The organism is Streptomyces cinereospinus, assembly GCF_042430725.1.
Taxonomy (GTDB): domain Bacteria; phylum Actinomycetota; class Actinomycetes; order Streptomycetales; family Streptomycetaceae; genus Streptomyces; species Streptomyces cinereospinus.
In genome coordinates, this window is the sequence record NZ_JBHMCY010000002.1 from 79,022 (window position 1) to 96,898 (window position 17,877).

The window sequence follows — 17,877 nt, forward strand, 5'->3', positions numbered from 1 at the left end:
CTGTCCCGCTGCCGGTGGCATCAGGCAGCATGTGATCCATGTCCGTACTGACGCGCGACGAAGCGCAGACCCGTGCCCAGCTCATCGACGTCCGCCTCTACACGATCGACCTCGACCTGACCACCGGCGACGAGACCTTCGACTCGCGCACGGTGATCGAGTTCAGCGCCCGCGCGGACGCGGACACCTTCGTCGAGCTCAAGCCCGCCGAGCTGCGCTCGGTCACCCTGGACGGACAGCCCCTCGACCCCGAGACCCTCGACGGCAACCGCCTGCCGCTGAAGAACCTCACCGCCGGCGACCACGAACTGCGCGTCGACGCCGCCATGCGCTACTCCCGCACCGGCGAGGGCATGCACCGCTTCACCGACCCCACCGACGGCGAGACGTACGTCTACACCCAGCTGTTCCTGGACGACGTGCAGCGCGTCTTCGCCGCCTTCGACCAGCCCGACCTGAAGGCCGTCTTCGAGGTGTCGGTGCGGGCGCCCGAGGGCTGGACCGTCCTCGCCAACAGCGTCACCGAGCACACCGGCGGCGTCTGGCGGGCCGCGCCGACCCCGCTGATCTCCACCTACCTCGTCGCGGTCGCCGCCGGCCCCTGGCACTCGGTGCGCAGCCAACACCGCGGGCTGCCCTTCGGCATCCACTGCCGCCGCTCGCTCGCGCCCCACCTGGACATGGACGCCGACGAGATCCTCGACGTCACGCGCGCGTGCTTCGACCGCTACCACGAGAAGTTCGACGAGCCGTACCCGTTCGACTCCTACGACCAGGCCTTCGTCCCCGAGTTCAACGCCGGCGCCATGGAGAACCCCGGACTGGTCACCTTCCGCGACGAGTTCGTCCACCGGTCCGCCGTCACCGACACCGAGCGGCAGACCCGGGCGATGGTCATCGCCCACGAGATGGCCCACATGTGGTTCGGCGACCTGGTCACCCTCCGGTGGTGGGACGACATCTGGCTGAACGAGTCCTTCGCCGAGTACATGGGCTACCAGATCCTCAGCGAGGCCACCCGCTTCACCGGCACCTGGACCGAGTTCGGCGTCGCCCGCAAGGGCTGGGGCTACGACGCCGACCAGCGCCCGTCCACCCACCCCGTCGCCCCCGAGGCCGTCCCCGACACCGCCTCCGCCCTGCTCAACTTCGACGGCATCTCCTACGCCAAGGGAGCCTCCGCCCTGCGCCAGCTCGTCACCTGGCTGGGCGAGAAGGAATTCCTCGACGGCATCAACACCCACGTCGCCCGGCACCGGTTCGGCAACGCCAGCCTCGCCGACTTCCTCGACTCCCTGGCCGCCGCCACCGAACGCGACGTGCACGGCTGGGCCGAGGCCTGGCTGCGCACCACCGGCGTCGACACCCTCACCCCGCGCGTCACCACCGGCGACCACGGCGTCTGCACCCTCACCGTCGACCGCACCGGCAGCCGCCCGCACCGCGTCGCCGTCGGCCTGTACGACCAGGACCTCGGCGACGAGGGCCGCCTCACCCTGCGCGAATGCTTCCACCTCGACGTCCCGCACGCCGACGGCCACCCCATCGGCAAGCGCCCCGCCCTGCTCCTGCTCAACGACGGCGACCTCTCCTACGCCAAGGTCCGCTTCGACGAGCGGTCCTTCCGGACGGTGCGCGCGAGCCTGTCCGGCCTGCCCGACCCCCTCACCCGCGCGGTGGTGTGGAACGCCCTCAGAGACGCCGTCCGCGACGCCGAACTGCCGCCCCTGACCTACCTGGAGACGGCCCGGACCCACCTCCCGCGCGAGACCGACCTCGCCCTCGTCCAAGGCGTCCTCGGCTTCGCCACCCGCCAGATCGCCGACCGCTACCTCACCCCCGAGCAACGCCCCGCCGCCCTGGGCGTCCTCTCCGCCCTCTGCCGCGACCTGCTGCGCCGCACCGAGGACGGCGACCACCCCGGCCTGCGCCTGCTCGCCGTGCGCCACTTCGTCGACGTCGCCGCCCACCCCGACACGATCGCCGCGTGGCTCGCCGACGGCATCGTCCCCGGCGGCCCCGAGCTCGACCCCGAGCTGCGCTGGCGGATCCTGGGCCGGCTCGCCGTGCTCGGCGCCACCGACGAGGCCGCCATCGCCGCCGAACTCGACCGCGACCCGAGCGCCACCGGCCACGAGGGCGCCGCCCGCTGCCGCGCCGCCCTGCCCGACCACGCCGCCAAGCAGGCGGCCTGGGAGGCGATGTTCGCGCGCGACGAGCTGTCCAACTACCTGTTCACGGCCACCGCCCGGGGCTTCTGGCAGCCCGAGCAGGCCGAGCTGGTCCGCGCGTACGTGCCGCGCTACTACGCGGACGCCGTCGCCGTGGCGGCCCGCCGCGGCCCCGCGATGGCCGAGGCCGCCGGCAGCTGGGCCTTCCCCGCCCACGCCGTCGACGCCGACACCCTGAGGCTGGGCGAGGAGTGCCTGCGCGACGCGGAGCCGACGCCCGCGCTGCGCCGCAGACTGGCCGACCAACTGGACGACCTCGCACGGGCCCTGCGGGTGCGGGGCGCCTGACGCCCGGCCACCGGACCGGTGCGGCGGCGCGGGCCCCAGGGGCCCCGCCGCGCCGCCGCACCGGTTCCGACGTGCGGGCATGCGGCCGGTGCGTACCCTCTTTCGGGTCGTTCTGCCGGTACGTCCCGGGCGCATCGCCCCCTCCGCGTACAAGCTGGGTCCATGCCCACGCCGCCCCTCGCCTCAGGTCCCGAAGGCCGTGGCGCCCTGCGGCCGTTGCTGGACACCGTGCTCGACGCGCTGGACGCCGGCGGCCGGGCCCGCGGCGGCCCGCTCCCGGCGGGCGGCCCGGCGGCGGTCACCGCGCGGATCCGGGACGCGCTCGGGGAGGTCCTGCCGCAGGAGGGCGACCCGGACGCGCTGCGCGCCCTGGTGCACGCGCTCGCCGAGGGCGCCGCCGACCCGGCCGACCCGCTGTGCGCGGGCCACCTGCACGGCCCGCCGCTCGCCCTGGCCACCGCCGCCGACCTCGCCGCGGGCGTCCTCAACCCCTCCCTGGACTCCTGGGACCAGGCTCCGGCCGCCTCCGCCCTGGAAGCCCTGGTCACCCGGGCGCTCGCCGAGGAGGCCGGGGCGGCCGACTGCCTCGTCACCACCGGCGCCACCGAGTCCAACCAACTCGCCCTGCTGCTCGCCCGCGAGGCACAGGGCGGCGGCGTCCGGCTGGTCACCGCGGCCAACGCCCACCACTCCCTCGGCCGCGCCGCCTGGCTGCTCGGCCTGCCCGCGCCCGTCACCGTGCCCGCCCCGGCCGGCACCCTCGACCCGGCCGCCCTGGACGAGGCCCTCACCGGCCTGTCCGGGCCCGTGCTCGTCGCCGCCACCGCGGGCACCACCGACGCCGGGCTGATCGACCCGCTGCCCGAGATCGCCGCCCGGTGCCGCGCACACGGGGCCCGGCTGCACCTGGACGCCGCCTACGGCGGCGGGCTGCTGTTCAGCGAGCGGCACCGCCACCGGCTCACCGGGCTGGACGCCGCCGACACCGTCTCCCTGGACCTGCACAAACTCGGCTGGCAGCCGATCCCCGCCGGTCTGCTCACCGTCCGGAACGCCCGCGATCTCGCCGCGCTCGACCAGCGCGCCGACTACCTCAACGCGGGCGACGACACCGAGGCCGGCCTCCCCGACCTGCTGGGCCGCTCCCTGCACACCACCCGGCGTCCGGACATCCTGAAGATCGCCGTCACGCTCAGGAGCCTCGGCCGCCGGGGGCTCGGGTCGCTGGTCGACCAGGTGTGCGAGCGCGCCGAGGAGCTGGCCGGGCTGATCGCCGCGCACCCGGGCTTCGAGCTGTACGCCCGGCCCACCATCAGCACGGTCCTGTTCCGGCCCGCCGGCGCCCCGGACGACGCCGTGGCCGCCGTACGCCGCGCCCTGCTCGGCACGGGCCGCGCGGTCCTCGGCCGCGCCCGGCCGGACGGCCGGCTCTGGCTCAAGGCCACCCTCCTCAACCCCCACGCCCGGCCGCACGACCTGGCCGCCCTCCTGAACCTGGTGGAAGGACACACCCCCCGATGACCCGCCCGACGTATCCGCCGACCACACCGCCGTCCCCGGCCGGCGCGAGCCCCCGCACCGCCGCCGAGCCGGCCCCGCACGAACCCCGGGCCCCGCGCGACCTGGTCGGCATCGGCATCGGCCCGCTGAACCTCTCCCTCGCCGCACTCGCCCACCCCCTCGCCGAGCTCGACGCCGTCTTCTACGAGCAGCGCCCCGCCTTCGACTGGCACCCCGGCCTGCTCATCGACGGCGCCACCGTGCAGGTGCCGTTCCTCGCCGACCTGGTGACCCTCGCCGACCCCGCCAGCCGCTGGTCCTTCCTCAGCTACCTCAGGACCCGCGAGCGGCTCTTCCCCTTCTACTTCGCCGAGCGTTTCCACATCCGGCGCGCCGAGTACGACGCCTACTGCCGCTGGGTCGCCGAGAACCTGCCGGGGCTGCGCTTCCACCACCAGGTCGACGCCGTCCGCTGGAACCCCGAGCGGGACGTCTTCGAGGTCGACGTCACCCGGCTCGACGCCGACGGCGCGGCCGAGTCCTCCAGCCGGACGTACACGAAGAGCATCGTCCTCGGCATCGGCACCGAGCCCCACGTCCCCGACCCGCTGCGGCCCCTCGTCGACGCGCCCGGCGTCCCCGTGGTGCACGCCGCCGACTACCTCGGCCATCGCGCCACCCTGCTCGCCGCCGAGCACATCACCGTCGTCGGCTCGGGGCAGTCCGGCGCCGAGGTCTTCCTCGACCTGCTCCGGCACCGGCCGGCCGGCCGCGAGAAGCTGCACTGGATCGGCCGCAGCGAGGCCTTCGCGCCCATGGAGTACTCCAAGCTCGGCCTGGAGCACTTCACCCCCGACTACACGCGCTACTTCCACGCCCTGGCCGAGCCGGTCCGCGAGCAGCTCGTCACCGCGCAGTGGCAGCTGCACCGGGGCATCGACGCGGGCACCATCGCCGCCATCCACGACGAGCTCTACCGGCGCAACCTGGGCGGCGGCTGGCCCGACGCCGTGCTCACCCCCGGCGTCCGGGTCCGCACCGCCGGGCGGATCGCCACCACCCGGATCGAGCTCCACCTGGAGCACCTCCAGCAGGGCACCCGCTCCCGGCTCACCACCGACGCCGTCGTCCTCGCCACCGGCTACCGCGAACGCCCGCACACCCGGCTGCTCGCCGGGCTCGACCCCTACCTGCGCCGCGACAGCCAGGAACGCCCGCGCGTCGACGAGGAGTTCCGCCTGGCCCTGGACCCCTCGGTCACCGGATCGGTCTTCGTCCAGAACGCCTCGCCGCACACCCACGGCGTCGGCACCCCGGACCTCGGCCTCGCCGCGTGGCGCAGCGCCACCATCCTCAACACACTGACCGGCAAGGAGCCGTACCCGCTGCCGCAGCGCACCGCGTTCACCACCTTCGGCCTGGAGCAGCGCTCCCAGGTCCCGCCCGCCCGGAACCCGGGGACGCTCACCCCGCTGCGGGACGGGACCTGACACCGCGAGGCCCGCGGCCCCCAGGGGGTCCCGCCTAGAACACCGGCGTGCCGTCCCGCGTGAGCCGCCAGTCCGCGGACGCGAAGTCCTTCGGGTCCAGGACGCCCCTGGCGGTCACCCACTCCGCGATCCGGGTCCGGATCTCCGTCGACTCCGACCACAGCTCCGGCGCCGACGCCACATGCGGGAAGGCGCCGCCGCCGTTGGCCCGGTAGTTGTTCACCGCCAGCACGAACTGCCGGTCGTCGTCCAGCGCGGCACCGCCGAAGGCCAGGTTCCTGATCCGCGACCCGGCCGGCCGGGCGATGTCGATCTCGTACGTCAGCCCCGACACGTAGTCGTAGTTGTAGTCGGGGCGGCCGCCCGCGTTGGTCAGCTTGGTCACGTCGACGGGCGCGCCGGCCGCCGTCTGCACGAAGTACTCCGCCGAGTACTCCAGGTACGCCCGCAGCTGCGCGCCCGTCATGACCTTGGCGACCAGCGTGTTGTCGTACACGTACAGGCTCGACAGGTCCCGGATCGTCACCTCGCCGGCCGGGATCTCGGAGGTCCGCGAGAACGGCGACGCCTGCGCCAGCACCGGCAGCGACGCGTGCTCGGTGCCCGCCAGGGCGGCCTTGACCACGTCCTCCTGCACCTTGGTGATCAGGTCGATGATCGGGGCGTCGGTGCAGCGGGCCTCGGCCGTCGTCAGGGTCTCGGTCGCGGTGCCGACGACCTGGTTGACGTACTCCACGACCTTCGCGTGCTCGTCCGACAGCAGCCGGGTGATCTTCGGGTCGTCCTCGACCGTGTTGGAGTTGCGCAGCGACGCCCTGACCGACTCGACCTGCCACCGGCCCCGCTCGAAGACCAGCTCGAAGTCGAACAGGGTCAGCCGTTCGGCGTAGCACAGCGGTTCGGACAGGACCACCGGCCGGCCGGTCTGCTCGTTCGTGACCAGCAGCTCCTCGATCTCCACGTGCGCGTGGCCGACCAGGATCGCGTCGATGCCGGGCACCTGCCGGGCCACGTCGGCGGCGGCGTTCTCGACGTGCGGCAGCTGGTCGCCGTACGAGGACGTGCCCGAGGAGCCGCTGTGCGCGGAGACCACGACCACGTCCGCGCCCATCGACCTGAGCTTGGGCACCCACTTCGCCGCCTGCTCCACCAGCCCCGGGAAGACCAGCTTGCCCTGCACGTACGCCTTGTCCCAGATCGCGATGCCGGGGTTGGTCAGCCCGAGCACGGCGACCTTCACCGGCGCGGCACCCGGCACCCGGAACGTCTTCATGAGGTACGGCGGGAAGGCGGGCCGGAGCGTCCTGGCGTCGACGGCGTTGGCGCCCAGCAGTGGGAAGCGGCACTGCTCCTCGAACCTGCGCAGCGTCTCGATGCCGTAGTTGAACTCGTGGTTGCCGAGTGCCACCGCGTCGTACCCGATGGCGTTCATCGCCTGCGCCATCGGGTGCACCGGGCCGCCCTCGGCGGTGATCGGGTCGACCTTGGCGTAGTAGTACGTCAGCGGAGTGCCCTGGATCGTGTCGCCGGCGTCCAGCAGGAGCGTGTTGCGGCGGCCCTTCTCCTGGCGCACCCGCTCGACCAGCGTCGAGATCCGGGCCAGGCCCTGGACGTTGCCCTTGGCGTCGGAGTACTCCGCGTCCTTGAAGTAGTCCCAGTTGAAGACGTGCCCGTGCAGGTCGGTGGTGCCCATGACGGTGAGGGAGTACCGCTTGGGTGCCGGGTGCGGGCCTGCTCCTGGTGCGCCTCCGCCGGTGCCGCCGCCGCTCCGGCGATCGCCGCCCCCGCCCCGGTGACGGCGGACTTCTTCAGGAACTTCCGGCGGTTCAACGGCATGTGGAGCACTCCCAGGTCAACCTCGGACAACTGACAACGCGCGTAGATTCTGACCCGGACATGACTGCCACCAACAGGTCCAGGACGTTGCGATCTGATGACCGGCCAGGTTCCCCCGCCGCCGGGCGGTGACAGAGTGGGACGTATGACCGCACCCACCCCGCCCGCCGGCGCCTCGCCCGCCGAGGAGACCCGGCCGCCCGCCGTCCCCTACGGCACCCCCGACGCCCCCCGTGTCGCCGTCCGCGGCGAGGCGTGCCTGGAGGTCGACCCCGAGATCGCCCGGATCGGCGTCACCGTCACCGCCCGGGGCCGCGACCGGCGTTCCGCCCTGGGCGACCTCACCCGCCGCAACGCCACCGCCCTCGGCCTGGTGAAGTCCTACGGCGACGCCGTCGCGCACGTCGAGACCGGCGCCTTCTCCGTCACCCCGGAACTCACCGAGCACGGCCGCGGCGAACGGGTGCGCACCTACCACGGCGTCGTCCACATCACCGCCGAGCTGACCGACTTCACCGCCCTCGGCGAGCTCACCTCCCGCCTCGCCGACCTCGACCTCACCCGCGTCGACGGCCCCCGGTGGGGGCTGCGCCCGGACTCCCCCGCCCACCGCGAGGCCCGTCAGCAGGCCGTCCGCGAGGCGGTGCAGCGTGCCCGGGAATACGCCGAGGCGCTGGGCACGACCCTGGCGGCCCTGGTCGAACTCGCCGACCTCGGCGCCGAGAGCCCGCCGCCGTACCCGCAGGCCGCCGGTGCGCGCATGCGGTCCGCGGCCCACGCGGGCGCCGCCGAGGACGCGGTCGCCGCCCCGCTCGACCTCGAACCCCGGCGTCAGCACGTCCGGGCCCAGGTCGACGCGCGCTTCACGATGGTGCCGCCGCGGCTGTGAGCACGGCCCGGCGGCGCTCATCGGAGCGACTTGCCGCACACTTCAACGGTTGTCAACACCCCTTCACGCAAAGGTTGTTGAGTAGTCATGCCGGGCCAATGGTCTACCGGCCGGTAAGGCCTAGGCTCGCCTCATGCGCCGAGCAAAGATCGTTTGTACCCTGGGTCCCGCCACCGACTCGTACGACCAGATCAAGGCACTGGTCGACGCCGGAATGGACGTCGCCCGGTTCAATCTCAGCCACGGCGGACACGCCGAGCACGAGGAGCGCTACCAGCGCGTTCGCAAGGCCTCCGACGAGACGGGCCGCAGCGTCGGCCTGCTCGCCGACCTTCAGGGCCCGAAGATCCGGCTCGGCCGTTTCGCCGAAGGCCCTGTACTCCTTGAACGCGGCGACACCTTCACCATCACCGTGGAGGAGGGCGCCCAGGGCGACCGGCACGCGTGCGGCACCACGTACCGGGGCCTCGCCGGCGACGTCGCCCCCGGCGAGCGCATCCTCGTGGACGACGGCAAGGTGTGCCTGGAGGTCACCGAGGTCGACGGGCCCCGCGTGCACACCAGGGTCGTCGAGGGCGGCATGGTCTCCGACAGCAAGGGGCTGAACCTCCCCGGCGTCGCGGTCTCCGTACCCGCGCTCTCCGAGAAGGACGAGGCCGACCTGCGCTGGGCCCTGCGCACCGGGTTCGACGTCATCGCCCTGTCCTTCGTCCGCAGCGGCCGGGACATCGAGGACGTCCACCGCATCATGGACGAGGAGGGGCGCCGCCTCCCGGTGATCGCCAAGGTGGAGAAGCCGCAGGCGGTCGACGCGATCGAGGACATCGTGGCGGCGTTCGACGGCATCATGGTGGCCCGCGGCGACCTGGGCGTGGAGATGCCGCTCGAACAGGTGCCCATCGTCCAGAAGCACGCCGTCAAGCTGGCCAGGCGGAACGCCAAGCCGGTGATCGTGGCGACGCAGATGCTGGACTCGATGATCGAGAACTCCCGGCCGACCCGCGCCGAGGCCAGCGACGTCGCCAACGCCGTGATCGACGGCACGGACGCGGTGATGCTCTCCGGCGAGACCAGCGTCGGCAAGTACGCGATCGAGACGGTCCGGACGATGGCGAAGATCGTCGAGGCGGCCGAGGAGGACCTGCTCGCCCAGGGACTGTCCCCGCTGGCCGCGCTCGACAAGCCCCGCACGCAGGGCGGCGCGGTCGCCCGGGCGGCGGCGGAGACGGGTGACTTCCTCGGCGCGAAGTTCCTGGTGGCGTTCACCCAGTCCGGCGACACGGCCCGCCGCCTGTCCCGCTACCGCTCCCCGATCCCGCTGCTCGCCTTCACCCCGGAGCCCGCGACGCGCTCGCAGCTGAGCCTGACGTGGGGGGTCGAGACGTTCCTGGGCCCGCACGTGGAGTCGACCGACGCGATGGTGGCCCAGGTCGACGAGCTGCTGACCGAGTACGGCCGCTGCGCGCCCGGCGACACGGTGATCATCACGGCCGGCTCGCCTCCCGGCCTGCCGGGCACGACGAACATGGTGCGGGTGCATCGCATCGGCGAGACCTCGTGCTAGTGCCGCGGCAGGCGACGTTTTTGCCCGTGGCGGGCGTCGCGACGGGCGAACGTCGCCTGCCGTGGCACTGTCCCGGCGCCGGTCGCCCGGCGTGACCGGGGGCGTCGGCACGTGACAGAAGGCGGAGGCCCACCCGAGGGTGGGCCTCCGCCTTCTGTCGTCCGTGGTGCCGGGTGCGGGATTCGAACCCGCAAGCCCTCACGGGCAGATGTGTTTGAGACATCCGTGTATGCCATTCCACCAACCCGGCAGGACCGGCTGCACGGAAGCATACCGGGTCACCACAGCCCGCTGCCTCTGGGTAGGCTGCATACGCAGCAGCACCCGCCGGCCCGCACCAAGGAGCCCCCGTGACCGCCCCCGAGTCGCCCCAGCCCGTTGACGCGCCCGACGACGACACGTCGCACGTGCCTCCGCTGACGACCCGTGTCGTCATCGCCGAGGACGAGGCCCTGATCCGGCTCGACCTCAAAGAGATGCTGGAGGAAGAGGGCTACACGGTCGTCGGTGAGGCCGGGGACGGTGAGCAGGCCGTGGAGCTGGCCCGGGAGCACCGGCCCGATCTGGTGATCCTCGATGTGAAGATGCCCAGGCTCGACGGCATCTCCGCGGCCGAGAGGATCACCGAGGAGTCCATCGCGCCCGTCCTCATGCTCACCGCCTTCTCGCAGCGCGACCTCGTCGAGCGCGCCCGGGACGCGGGAGCGATGGCGTACCTCGTGAAGCCGTTCAGCAAGAGCGACGTCGTCCCGGCCATCGAGATGGCCGTCTCGCGGTACACGCAGCTGAAGGAGCTGGAGAGGGAGGTCGCCGACCTCAGCCAGCGCCTGGAGACGCGCAAGCTCGTCGACCGGGCGAAGTCGATCCTGCAGACCGAGTACGGGCTGACCGAGCCCGCCGCGTTCCGGTGGATCCAGAAGACGTCCATGGACCGGCGGATGTCCATGCAGCAGGTCGCCGAGGCGGTCATCCAGGACGCCGCCGAGAAGAAGGCGGCCAAGTCCTCCGACAAGGGCTGACCTCCCCCCGCGGCACGAGGCCCGCGTCCCCCTGGTGCAGAGGGGACGCGGGCCTCGTCGGGGGTGCCGGACGGCCTAGTCCTCGCCCAGGTAGGCCTTGCGGACCGACTCGTCGTGCAGCAGGTCCCGGCCGGTGCCGGACAGGACGATGGCGCCGACCTCCATGACGTGTCCGTGGTCGGCCAGGGACAGCGCGGCCTGGGCGTTCTGCTCGACCAGCAGGATGGTCGTGCCCTGGGCCTTCAGCTCGGCGATCGTCGCCATGATCTTCTGCATCATGATCGGCGAGAGGCCCATCGACGGCTCGTCCAGCATGAGCAGCTTGGGCTGGGACATCAGGGCGCGGCCCATCGCCAGCATCTGCTGCTCACCGCCCGAGAGGGTGCCCGCGGCCTGCTTGCGCCGCTCCCCGAGGATCGGGAAGAGGTCGTAGGCACGCTGGATGTCCCTCTCGATGCCCGGCTTGTCGCTGCGCAGGAACGCGCCGAGGCGCAGGTTGTCCTCGATCGTCATGCGCGGGAAGATGTGCCGGCCCTCGGGGGAGTGCGCCAGTCCGAGGGAGACGATCTGGTGGGCGGGGATCTTCCTCAGCGACTTGCCGTCGAAGCGGATCTGGCCGCCGGCCGGCTTCAGCAGGCCCGACAGGGTGCGCAGGGTCGTGGTCTTGCCGGCGCCGTTGGTGCCGATGAGGGTGACGACCTCGCCGGCGTCGACCGTGAACGAGATGCCCTTGACGGCCTCGATCTTGCCGTACGCGACCCGGAGGTCCTCGACTTCGAGCAGTGCGGTCATCGGTCGTTCTCCTTGCCGGACGCCGTGGTGTCGGCCTGTGCCCCCGCGGCCCCGCGCTCCGCGGCCTCGACCTCCGCGGCCTCGGCGGTGCCGGGGGCGCCTTCGAACGGCTCGCCGAGGTAGGCGGCGACGACCCGCTCGTCGCCCTGCACGGTGGCGCTGTCGCCCTCGACCAGCTTCTCGCCCTGGACCAGGACGGCGACGCGGTCGCAGAGGTTGAAGATGAACCGCATGTCGTGCTCGATGACGAGCACGGCGATGCCCTTGTCGCGGATGGCGAAGACCAGTTCCTCGGTGGCGCGCGTCTCCTGCGGGTTCATGCCGGCCGTGGGCTCGTCCAGCAGCAGCAGGCCCGGCTCGCTCGCCAGCGCCCGCGCGATCTCCAGCTTGCGCTGCTCGCCGTAGGGCAGGTTGCGCGCGAGGTGCTCCGCCTTGGCCGCGAGGCCGACGAACTCCAGCAGTTCCATGGCCCGTTCGCGGGAGGCGGCCTCCGCCTTGTGGAAGCCGGGGCCGCGCAGCAGGGCGGACCACAGCCCTTCCTTGGTGCGGGTGTGGCGGCCGACGAGCACGTTCTCCAGGACCGTCATGTTGGCGAACAGACGGATGTTCTGGAAGGTGCGGGCGATGCCCGCCGCCGTCACCTTGAAGGACTTCGGCGGCAGGACCGTGCCCTTGTAGCGGACCTCGCCCTCGGTGGGGACGTACAGGCCGGTCAGGCAGTTGAAGAAGGTGGTCTTGCCGGCGCCGTTGGGGCCGATGAGGCCGACGATCTCGCCGCTGTTGACCTGGAGGTCGACGCCGCGGACGGCGGTCAGGCCGCCGAAGCGCATGGTGACGCCGCGGGCGTCGAGGACGGCCTCACCGGTGGTGATGGTGTCGGTTGTCATGGGTCAGGCCCCTGCCTTGCTGAGGACTGTGGGTGCTTCCGTCTCTTCGTGGAACTCGAGCCGGCGGCGCCGGTTGGGGATGAGGCCCTCCGGGCGGAAGCGCATCAGCAGGACCAGTGCGAGACCGAAGGCGAAGAGCTGGTAGTCGCCGAGGAACTGGAGCTTGGCGGGGATGAGGTAGAGCAGCGCGGCGCCGACGAGCGGGCCGCTGATGGTGCCCATACCGCCGAGGACCACCGCGGCCAGCAGGAACGCCGAGTTGGGGGGCACCACATGGGCGAACTGGTACTGCTCGGGCGTCACGGTGTAGGTGACGTGCGCCTGGACCGTACCGGCGAGGCCGGCGAGCGCGGCGCCGAGGGCGAAGGCGATGAGCTTGACCCGGAAGCCGTTGATGCCCATGGCGAGGGCGGCGGTCTCGTCCTCGCGGATGGCGATCCACGCCCGGCCGATCCGGGAGTCGCTGCTGCGCCGGAAGACGACCACGACCACCAGCGTGATGAGGAGCATCAGCAGGAAGTAGTTGGCGAACCGCGCGATGGTGAAGCCGGCGATGGAGTGCTCCACGCCGAAGTCGAAGCCCAGGATGTCGAGGTTGGGGATCGAGGAGATGCCGTTGGAGCCGTTGGTGACGTCCGGGCCGGAGGTGCCGTCCAGGTTGAGGACGGTGATCCGGAAGATCTCACCGAAGCCCAGCGTCACGATGGCGAGGTAGTCACCGCGCAGCCGCAGGGTGGGGGCGCCGATGATGACGCCGAACACCATGGCGACGGCGGCGCCGAGCAGCGCCGAGGCCCAGAAGGGCAGCTGGATGTCGAACGGCGAGGAGGGCGAGCCGGAGACCATCGCCGCGGTGTAGGCGCCGACGCCGAGGAAGGCGACGTATCCGAGGTCGAGCAGGCCGGCCAGGCCGACGACGATGTTCAGGCCGAGGGCGACGGTGGCGAAGATCAGGATGTAGACGCCGATCGTCGCGTACTGGTCGTCGGACTGGGTGAAGGGGAAGGCGGCGGCCGCGACGAACGCGCCGATCATCGTCACGTTGCGGTGCCTGGCGGTGAGCGCCGAGACGCGGCCGACCAGACCGGCCTTGGCGGCCGCGGCGAAACCGAAGCCGGCGGTGATGAGGAAGCCGACGAAGAGCTCGTCGTACTCGGTGCCGATGCCGTAGGTGAAGACGGTCAGGCCGAGCGCGAGCGCGGCGACGATGACGAGGATCTCGGCGTACGCCGGCAGCGTGCGCGCGGGCGCGGCGGTGCCGGAGGCCAGGGAGGCCTTGACGACGGCGAGGGCGTGCCGCCGCCGCTGCAGGTACCGGTCCCTGGCGGAGTCCTCGGGGTCGGCGGGCTCGGCGACGGGCCGGTCGAACGGCAGGGCGAACGCGCCGAGCACGGCGGCCAGGGTGGCGACCGCCGCCGCCCAGCCGCCCGGCTCCAGGTTGACCAGGCCGCCGAGCTGGACGCTGATCGCGACGATCGTGTACCAGGCGGTGGCGAAGGCGCCGAGCGCGGACAGCTTCAGGGCGCTGTCGGCACCGGCGGGGGCGAGCCGGCGCAGGCCCTTGACGCCGTAGGAGGCGAGGCCGAACAGCGTGGTGAGGGCGCCGCCGACGAGGACGAGGACCTGCAGTCCGCCCGGGTAGCCGTAGACCGTGAGGTCGCCGGGGAACTCGGCGGTCCAGGTCCAGGCGAGGAAGGTCGAGACGATCGTCAGGGCGCCGCCGGCGGTGGCGAGGGCGCGGCCGATCCGCGGGGGGATCCCGATGAGGCCGGCGTGCCGGCCGGCGTCGGCCTCGCGGGCGGTCTCTGGTGCGGTGGTCTGTGTGGTCATCGGTGGATCACGCCCTGTCCGCGACGCGCTCGCCGAGCAGACCCTGCGGCCTGAGCAGCAGCACGAGGATGAGGAGTACGAACGCCCAGACGTTGGCCCAGGACTGGCTGCCGAACTGGTCCATGCCGGGGATCTCGGCGATGTAGGCGGTCGAGAGGGCTTCGGCGACGCCGAGGACCACGCCGCCGAGCATGGCGCCGTAGATGTTGCCGATACCGCCGAGGACGGCGGCGGTGAAGGCCTTGAGGCCGAGGATGAAGCCCATGCGGAACTGGACCTCGCCGTACTTCAGTCCGTACGCGACGGCTCCGACGGCGGCGAAGGCGGCGCCGAGGGCGAAGGCGACCACGATGATGCGGTCGGTGTTGATGCCCATCAGCTTGGCGGTGTCCGGGTCCTGGGCGGTGGCCTGCATACCGCGGCCGGTGCGGGTCTTCATCACGAAGTAGGCGAGGATCGCCATGCTGATGGGGGCCGCGACCAGCAGGAAGACATCACCGGTCTGTATGGTGACGCCGCCGATCTCGAAGGGGCCGCCGCCGATCTGCGGGAACGTGATGGCGGAGCGGGCCTCGGGGTACCAGGCCCACACCGCCTGCTGGAGCGCGAGGGAGAGGCCGATGGCGGTGATGAGGGGTGCCAGGCGGGGGGCCGTGCGCAGGGGGCGGTAGGCGAATCGTTCCGCTCCCACGGCGACGAGGACGGCGACGATGACGCCTCCGAGGAGCATCAGCGGCAGCGCCACCCAGATGTTCGTGCCGTCGGGCAGCACGTAGAGGTAGACGGTGAGGGCACCGAAGCCGCCCACCATGAAGATCTCGCCGTGGGCGAAGTTGATGAGCTGGACGATGCCATAGACCATCGTGTAGCCGATGGCGACCAGCCCGTACATGGATCCTAGTAGCAGGCCGTTGACCAGCTGCTGCGGCAGTTCGTTCACCGCATGTCCTCCGAGACGTTCGGATGATTCGACGACAGGGCCGGATGTGGGTCCGCGCGGGGCGCCAGTGGTGCAGCGCCCCGCGCGGCGTGTCGGTGCGGGAAGTGGGTCAGCCCTCGTAGGTGCCGGAGTCGACGGGCTTCCAGTCGCTGCCCTCGACCGAGTAGACGGTGAGCTGCTTGTTGGTGGTGTCGCCGAACTCGTCGAAGGAGACCTTGCCGGTCACGCCGTCGAACGACACGCCCTGCATGGCCTCGGTGACCTTGGCGCGGGCGTCGTCGGGCAGTTCGCCGTTGTTGCCCTCGATGACCTGCTTGACGGCCTCGATGATCGCCCAGGCCGAGTCGTAGGAGTAGCCGCCGTACGCCGCGTAGCCCTCCTTGTACCCCTCGGCCTTGTAGTTGGCGAGGAACTCCTTGGCGGAGGGCAGCTCCTCGATCGGCGCGCCGACGGAGGTGGCCAGGTCGCCCTTGCTCTCGGTGCCGGCCAGCTGGATGAAGGTGGCGTCGTAGAGGGCGTCGCCGCCGACCAGGGGGATCTTGGCGCCGGCGGCCTTGATCTGCTTGCTCAGCGGGCCGGCCTGCGGGTACTCGCCGCCGTAGTAGACGACGTCGGCGCCGGAACTCTTGACCTTGGTGGCGACCGCGGAGAAGTCCTTGGTGTCGGGGTCGATGTGCTCGGTGCCGACGACCTGGCCGCCGAGCTTCTCGAACTCCTCGGAGAAGGTGGCGGCCAGGCCGGCGCCGTAGGTCTTCTTGTCGTCGATGACGAAGACCTTCTTCTTCTTGGCCTTGTTGAAGACGTACTGCGCGCCGAACGGGCCCTGGATGGCGTCCGTGGTCGCGGTGCGGAAGTACGACGTGTACGGGCGGACCTTCTCGGTCTGCCAGTCCGGGCCCTGCGTCAGGGCGGGGTTGGTGTTGGCCGGCGAGACCTCGACCAGCTTGGCGTCGGAGAGGACCTTCTGCATGGACTCGGCGACGGACGAGTTCAGCGGGCCGACCACGCCGAGCACGTCCTTGTTCGCGACGAGCTTGGTGGCGTTCTGCTGGCCGGACGAGGGCTGCGCCTGGTCGTCGAGCGCCTCCATCCTGAAGGTGACGCCCTCGACGTACTTCTCCTTGTTGGCCGTCTTCACGGCCAGGTCCACCGAGTTCTTGATGCCCAGGCCCAGTGCGGACAGGTCGCCGGTCAGCGGGGCGTCGACGCCGATGACGACGGTGGTGCCGCCGCTGGAGTCCGAGCCGCCGTCCCCGTCGCGCGAGCCGCAGGCGGTGAGAGTGAGCGCTCCCGCCGCCAGCGCGGCGGTCATGGCGATGAGCGAACGTTGACGCACGATCAGTCCTTTCCCTGGCACGGCTCTCCCCGGTGGAAGACGCCGAGTCGAGCGCGGGGCCGAACAGACGGCCATTGACGTCGAATCCGACGGCGCGGTGACTGGCGGTGACTCTAAGCGCGTGCGGGGAACGCGGAGGAGAGTCTGACCAAGGCTGTGACGCTCTTGTTATGACACGGCGTAATGCAGAGCGGTACTGAGCGGGTGGAAGCGCGGAATTCCGGTTGATTCGCCCAGTCCGCATGATGAGACGCGCAGGACTCTCCGCCCCTAATCAGGAGTGTCGCGGATTTTGCTGATGGCAGGAACTCGTTGCCGCAGGCTACTGGAAGGGCGGTCGAAACCCCTGGGCAACTCGCTCACCCCGGAGGAAAGTGGGTAGTTTATTGCACCTGTATTACGCAGAGTTACGCGCGGGAAAAGGAGTCAGACGTTCCGCGGTGCTTTCGCGTAATCGGCGGCCTTCAGGGTGATCCCGATCTTGTGGGGGATTCCGTCCGGTGCGGAATGGGGGGCATACCGGGCGGGAATCGCCGCCGGGGAAAGTGCCGCGGGCGGCCGCGCGCCGGTGCGGGGCCCGGCCGTCGCGGTCCGGGCGTCACGCCGCCTCGCCCGGCGGCGGCGTGAGGGGGCCGGCGCGCCCGATCGGCGGGGCGCCGGCCGGCGGCGACCTCAAGTGGAGGGCTCGTCCGGGGGGTTGGGTCGGTGGGGGGCGCGGCCCGGGCCGGCCGGGCCGGGGGAGGTCAGCCCGCCGCCCGTATCCCGTCCCCGTTGACGGGCTGCGCGTCCCGCAGCAGGCAGGTCAGACGGGCGGTGCACACGCGCCGGTCGTCCTCGTCGCTGATCACGATCTCGTACGTCGCCGTGGAGCGGCCCCGGTGCACCGGCGTGGCCACGCCGGTCACCAGGCCGGAGCGGACACCGCGGTGGTGGGTGCAGTTCAGGTCCACACCCACGGCGATCCTGGAGCTGCCGCCGTGCAGCATGGAGCCGACCGAGCCGAGGGTCTCGGCGAGCACGGCGGACGCGCCGCCGTGCAGCAGGCCGTACGGCTGGGTGTTGCCCTCCACCGGCATGGTGCCCACGACGCGGTCCGCCGAGGCCTCCGTGATCTGCACGCCCATACGCGTGCCCAGGTGCCCGGCGGAGAACAGGGCGGGCAGGTCGACGCCGAGCGCCGCGTACTCGTCGATGACCTCTTGCGGGAACTTCACCTGGTGCTGCTCGCCCATGGGACCGGCTCCGTTTCGTCGTCTTCGTCGTCGGACGCATCGC

12 protein-coding genes, 1 tRNA gene and 1 pseudogene are annotated in these 17,877 nt (G+C 71.9%); 6 read left to right on the forward strand and 8 right to left on the reverse strand.

The window, feature by feature from the left end; translation table 11 throughout:
- Positions 1-38 precede the first annotated feature (38 nt).
- From pepN to ACFF45_RS01425, 3 genes are all read left to right on the forward strand, one after another.
- Positions 39-2,519, forward strand: a complete 2,481-nt coding sequence (gene pepN / locus ACFF45_RS01415; RefSeq protein WP_381340746.1) for an aminopeptidase N — start codon at positions 39-41, stop codon at positions 2,517-2,519.
- Positions 2,520-2,681: 162 nt separating this feature from the next.
- Complete coding sequence (locus ACFF45_RS01420) at positions 2,682-4,040, forward strand: pyridoxal phosphate-dependent decarboxylase family protein (RefSeq protein ID WP_381340748.1); 1,359 nt, start codon at positions 2,682-2,684, stop codon at positions 4,038-4,040.
- Positions 4,037-5,509, forward strand: coding sequence for a lysine N(6)-hydroxylase/L-ornithine N(5)-oxygenase family protein (locus tag ACFF45_RS01425; protein WP_381340751.1), 1,473 nt, complete (start codon positions 4,037-4,039; stop codon positions 5,507-5,509). Before ACFF45_RS01420 ends, ACFF45_RS01425 begins: the two co-directional genes overlap by 4 nt.
- A gap of 34 nt (positions 5,510-5,543) precedes the next feature.
- Here the strand turns inward: ACFF45_RS01425 and ACFF45_RS01430 are convergent.
- A pseudogene (locus ACFF45_RS01430) lies at positions 5,544-7,345 on the reverse strand (bifunctional metallophosphatase/5'-nucleotidase).
- Between the two features lie 145 nt (positions 7,346-7,490).
- Between ACFF45_RS01430 and ACFF45_RS01435 the strand changes: the two are divergent.
- On the forward strand, positions 7,491-8,234 hold the full coding sequence (locus ACFF45_RS01435; protein WP_381340753.1) for an SIMPL domain-containing protein: 744 nt from the start codon (positions 7,491-7,493) through the stop codon (positions 8,232-8,234).
- Positions 8,235-8,367: 133 nt separating this feature from the next.
- Complete coding sequence (pyk, locus tag ACFF45_RS01440) at positions 8,368-9,798, forward strand: pyruvate kinase (protein ID WP_381340756.1); 1,431 nt, start codon at positions 8,368-8,370, stop codon at positions 9,796-9,798.
- Positions 9,799-9,962: 164 nt separating this feature from the next.
- On the opposite strand, the gene ACFF45_RS01445 is transcribed toward pyk, so the two are convergent.
- Positions 9,963-10,048, reverse strand: a tRNA-Leu gene (locus ACFF45_RS01445).
- Between the two features lie 100 nt (positions 10,049-10,148).
- Between ACFF45_RS01445 and ACFF45_RS01450 the strand changes: the two genes are divergently transcribed.
- A complete protein-coding gene (locus tag ACFF45_RS01450) occupies positions 10,149-10,817 on the forward strand; it encodes an ANTAR domain-containing response regulator (protein ID WP_381340758.1) in 669 nt (222 codons plus the stop codon).
- 75 nt (positions 10,818-10,892) lie between these two features.
- Here ACFF45_RS01450 and ACFF45_RS01455 read toward each other — a convergent pair whose 3' ends face one another.
- From ACFF45_RS01455 to ACFF45_RS01480, 6 genes are all read right to left on the reverse strand, one after another.
- Entirely contained in the window at positions 10,893-11,609 is a 717-nt protein-coding gene (locus tag ACFF45_RS01455) for an ABC transporter ATP-binding protein (protein WP_381340759.1), read from the reverse strand.
- Positions 11,606-12,496, reverse strand: coding sequence for an ABC transporter ATP-binding protein (locus ACFF45_RS01460; protein ID WP_381340760.1), 891 nt, complete (start codon positions 12,494-12,496; stop codon positions 11,606-11,608). Before ACFF45_RS01460 ends, ACFF45_RS01455 begins: the two co-directional genes overlap by 4 nt.
- Positions 12,497-12,499: 3 nt before the next feature.
- The gene (locus tag ACFF45_RS01465; RefSeq protein WP_381340762.1) at positions 12,500-14,326 is read right to left on the reverse strand and encodes a branched-chain amino acid ABC transporter permease; all 1,827 of its coding nucleotides are present in this window, start codon (positions 14,324-14,326) and stop codon (positions 12,500-12,502) included.
- A gap of 7 nt (positions 14,327-14,333) precedes the next feature.
- Complete coding sequence (locus tag ACFF45_RS01470) at positions 14,334-15,266, reverse strand: branched-chain amino acid ABC transporter permease (protein ID WP_381340763.1); 933 nt, start codon at positions 15,264-15,266, stop codon at positions 14,334-14,336.
- Between the two features lie 109 nt (positions 15,267-15,375).
- Complete coding sequence (locus ACFF45_RS01475) at positions 15,376-16,602, reverse strand: branched-chain amino acid ABC transporter substrate-binding protein (protein ID WP_381340765.1); 1,227 nt, start codon at positions 16,600-16,602, stop codon at positions 15,376-15,378.
- A gap of 743 nt (positions 16,603-17,345) precedes the next feature.
- Positions 17,346-17,834, reverse strand: a complete 489-nt coding sequence (locus ACFF45_RS01480; protein ID WP_381340768.1) for a PaaI family thioesterase — start codon at positions 17,832-17,834, stop codon at positions 17,346-17,348.
- Between the last annotated feature and the right edge of the window lie 43 nt (positions 17,835-17,877).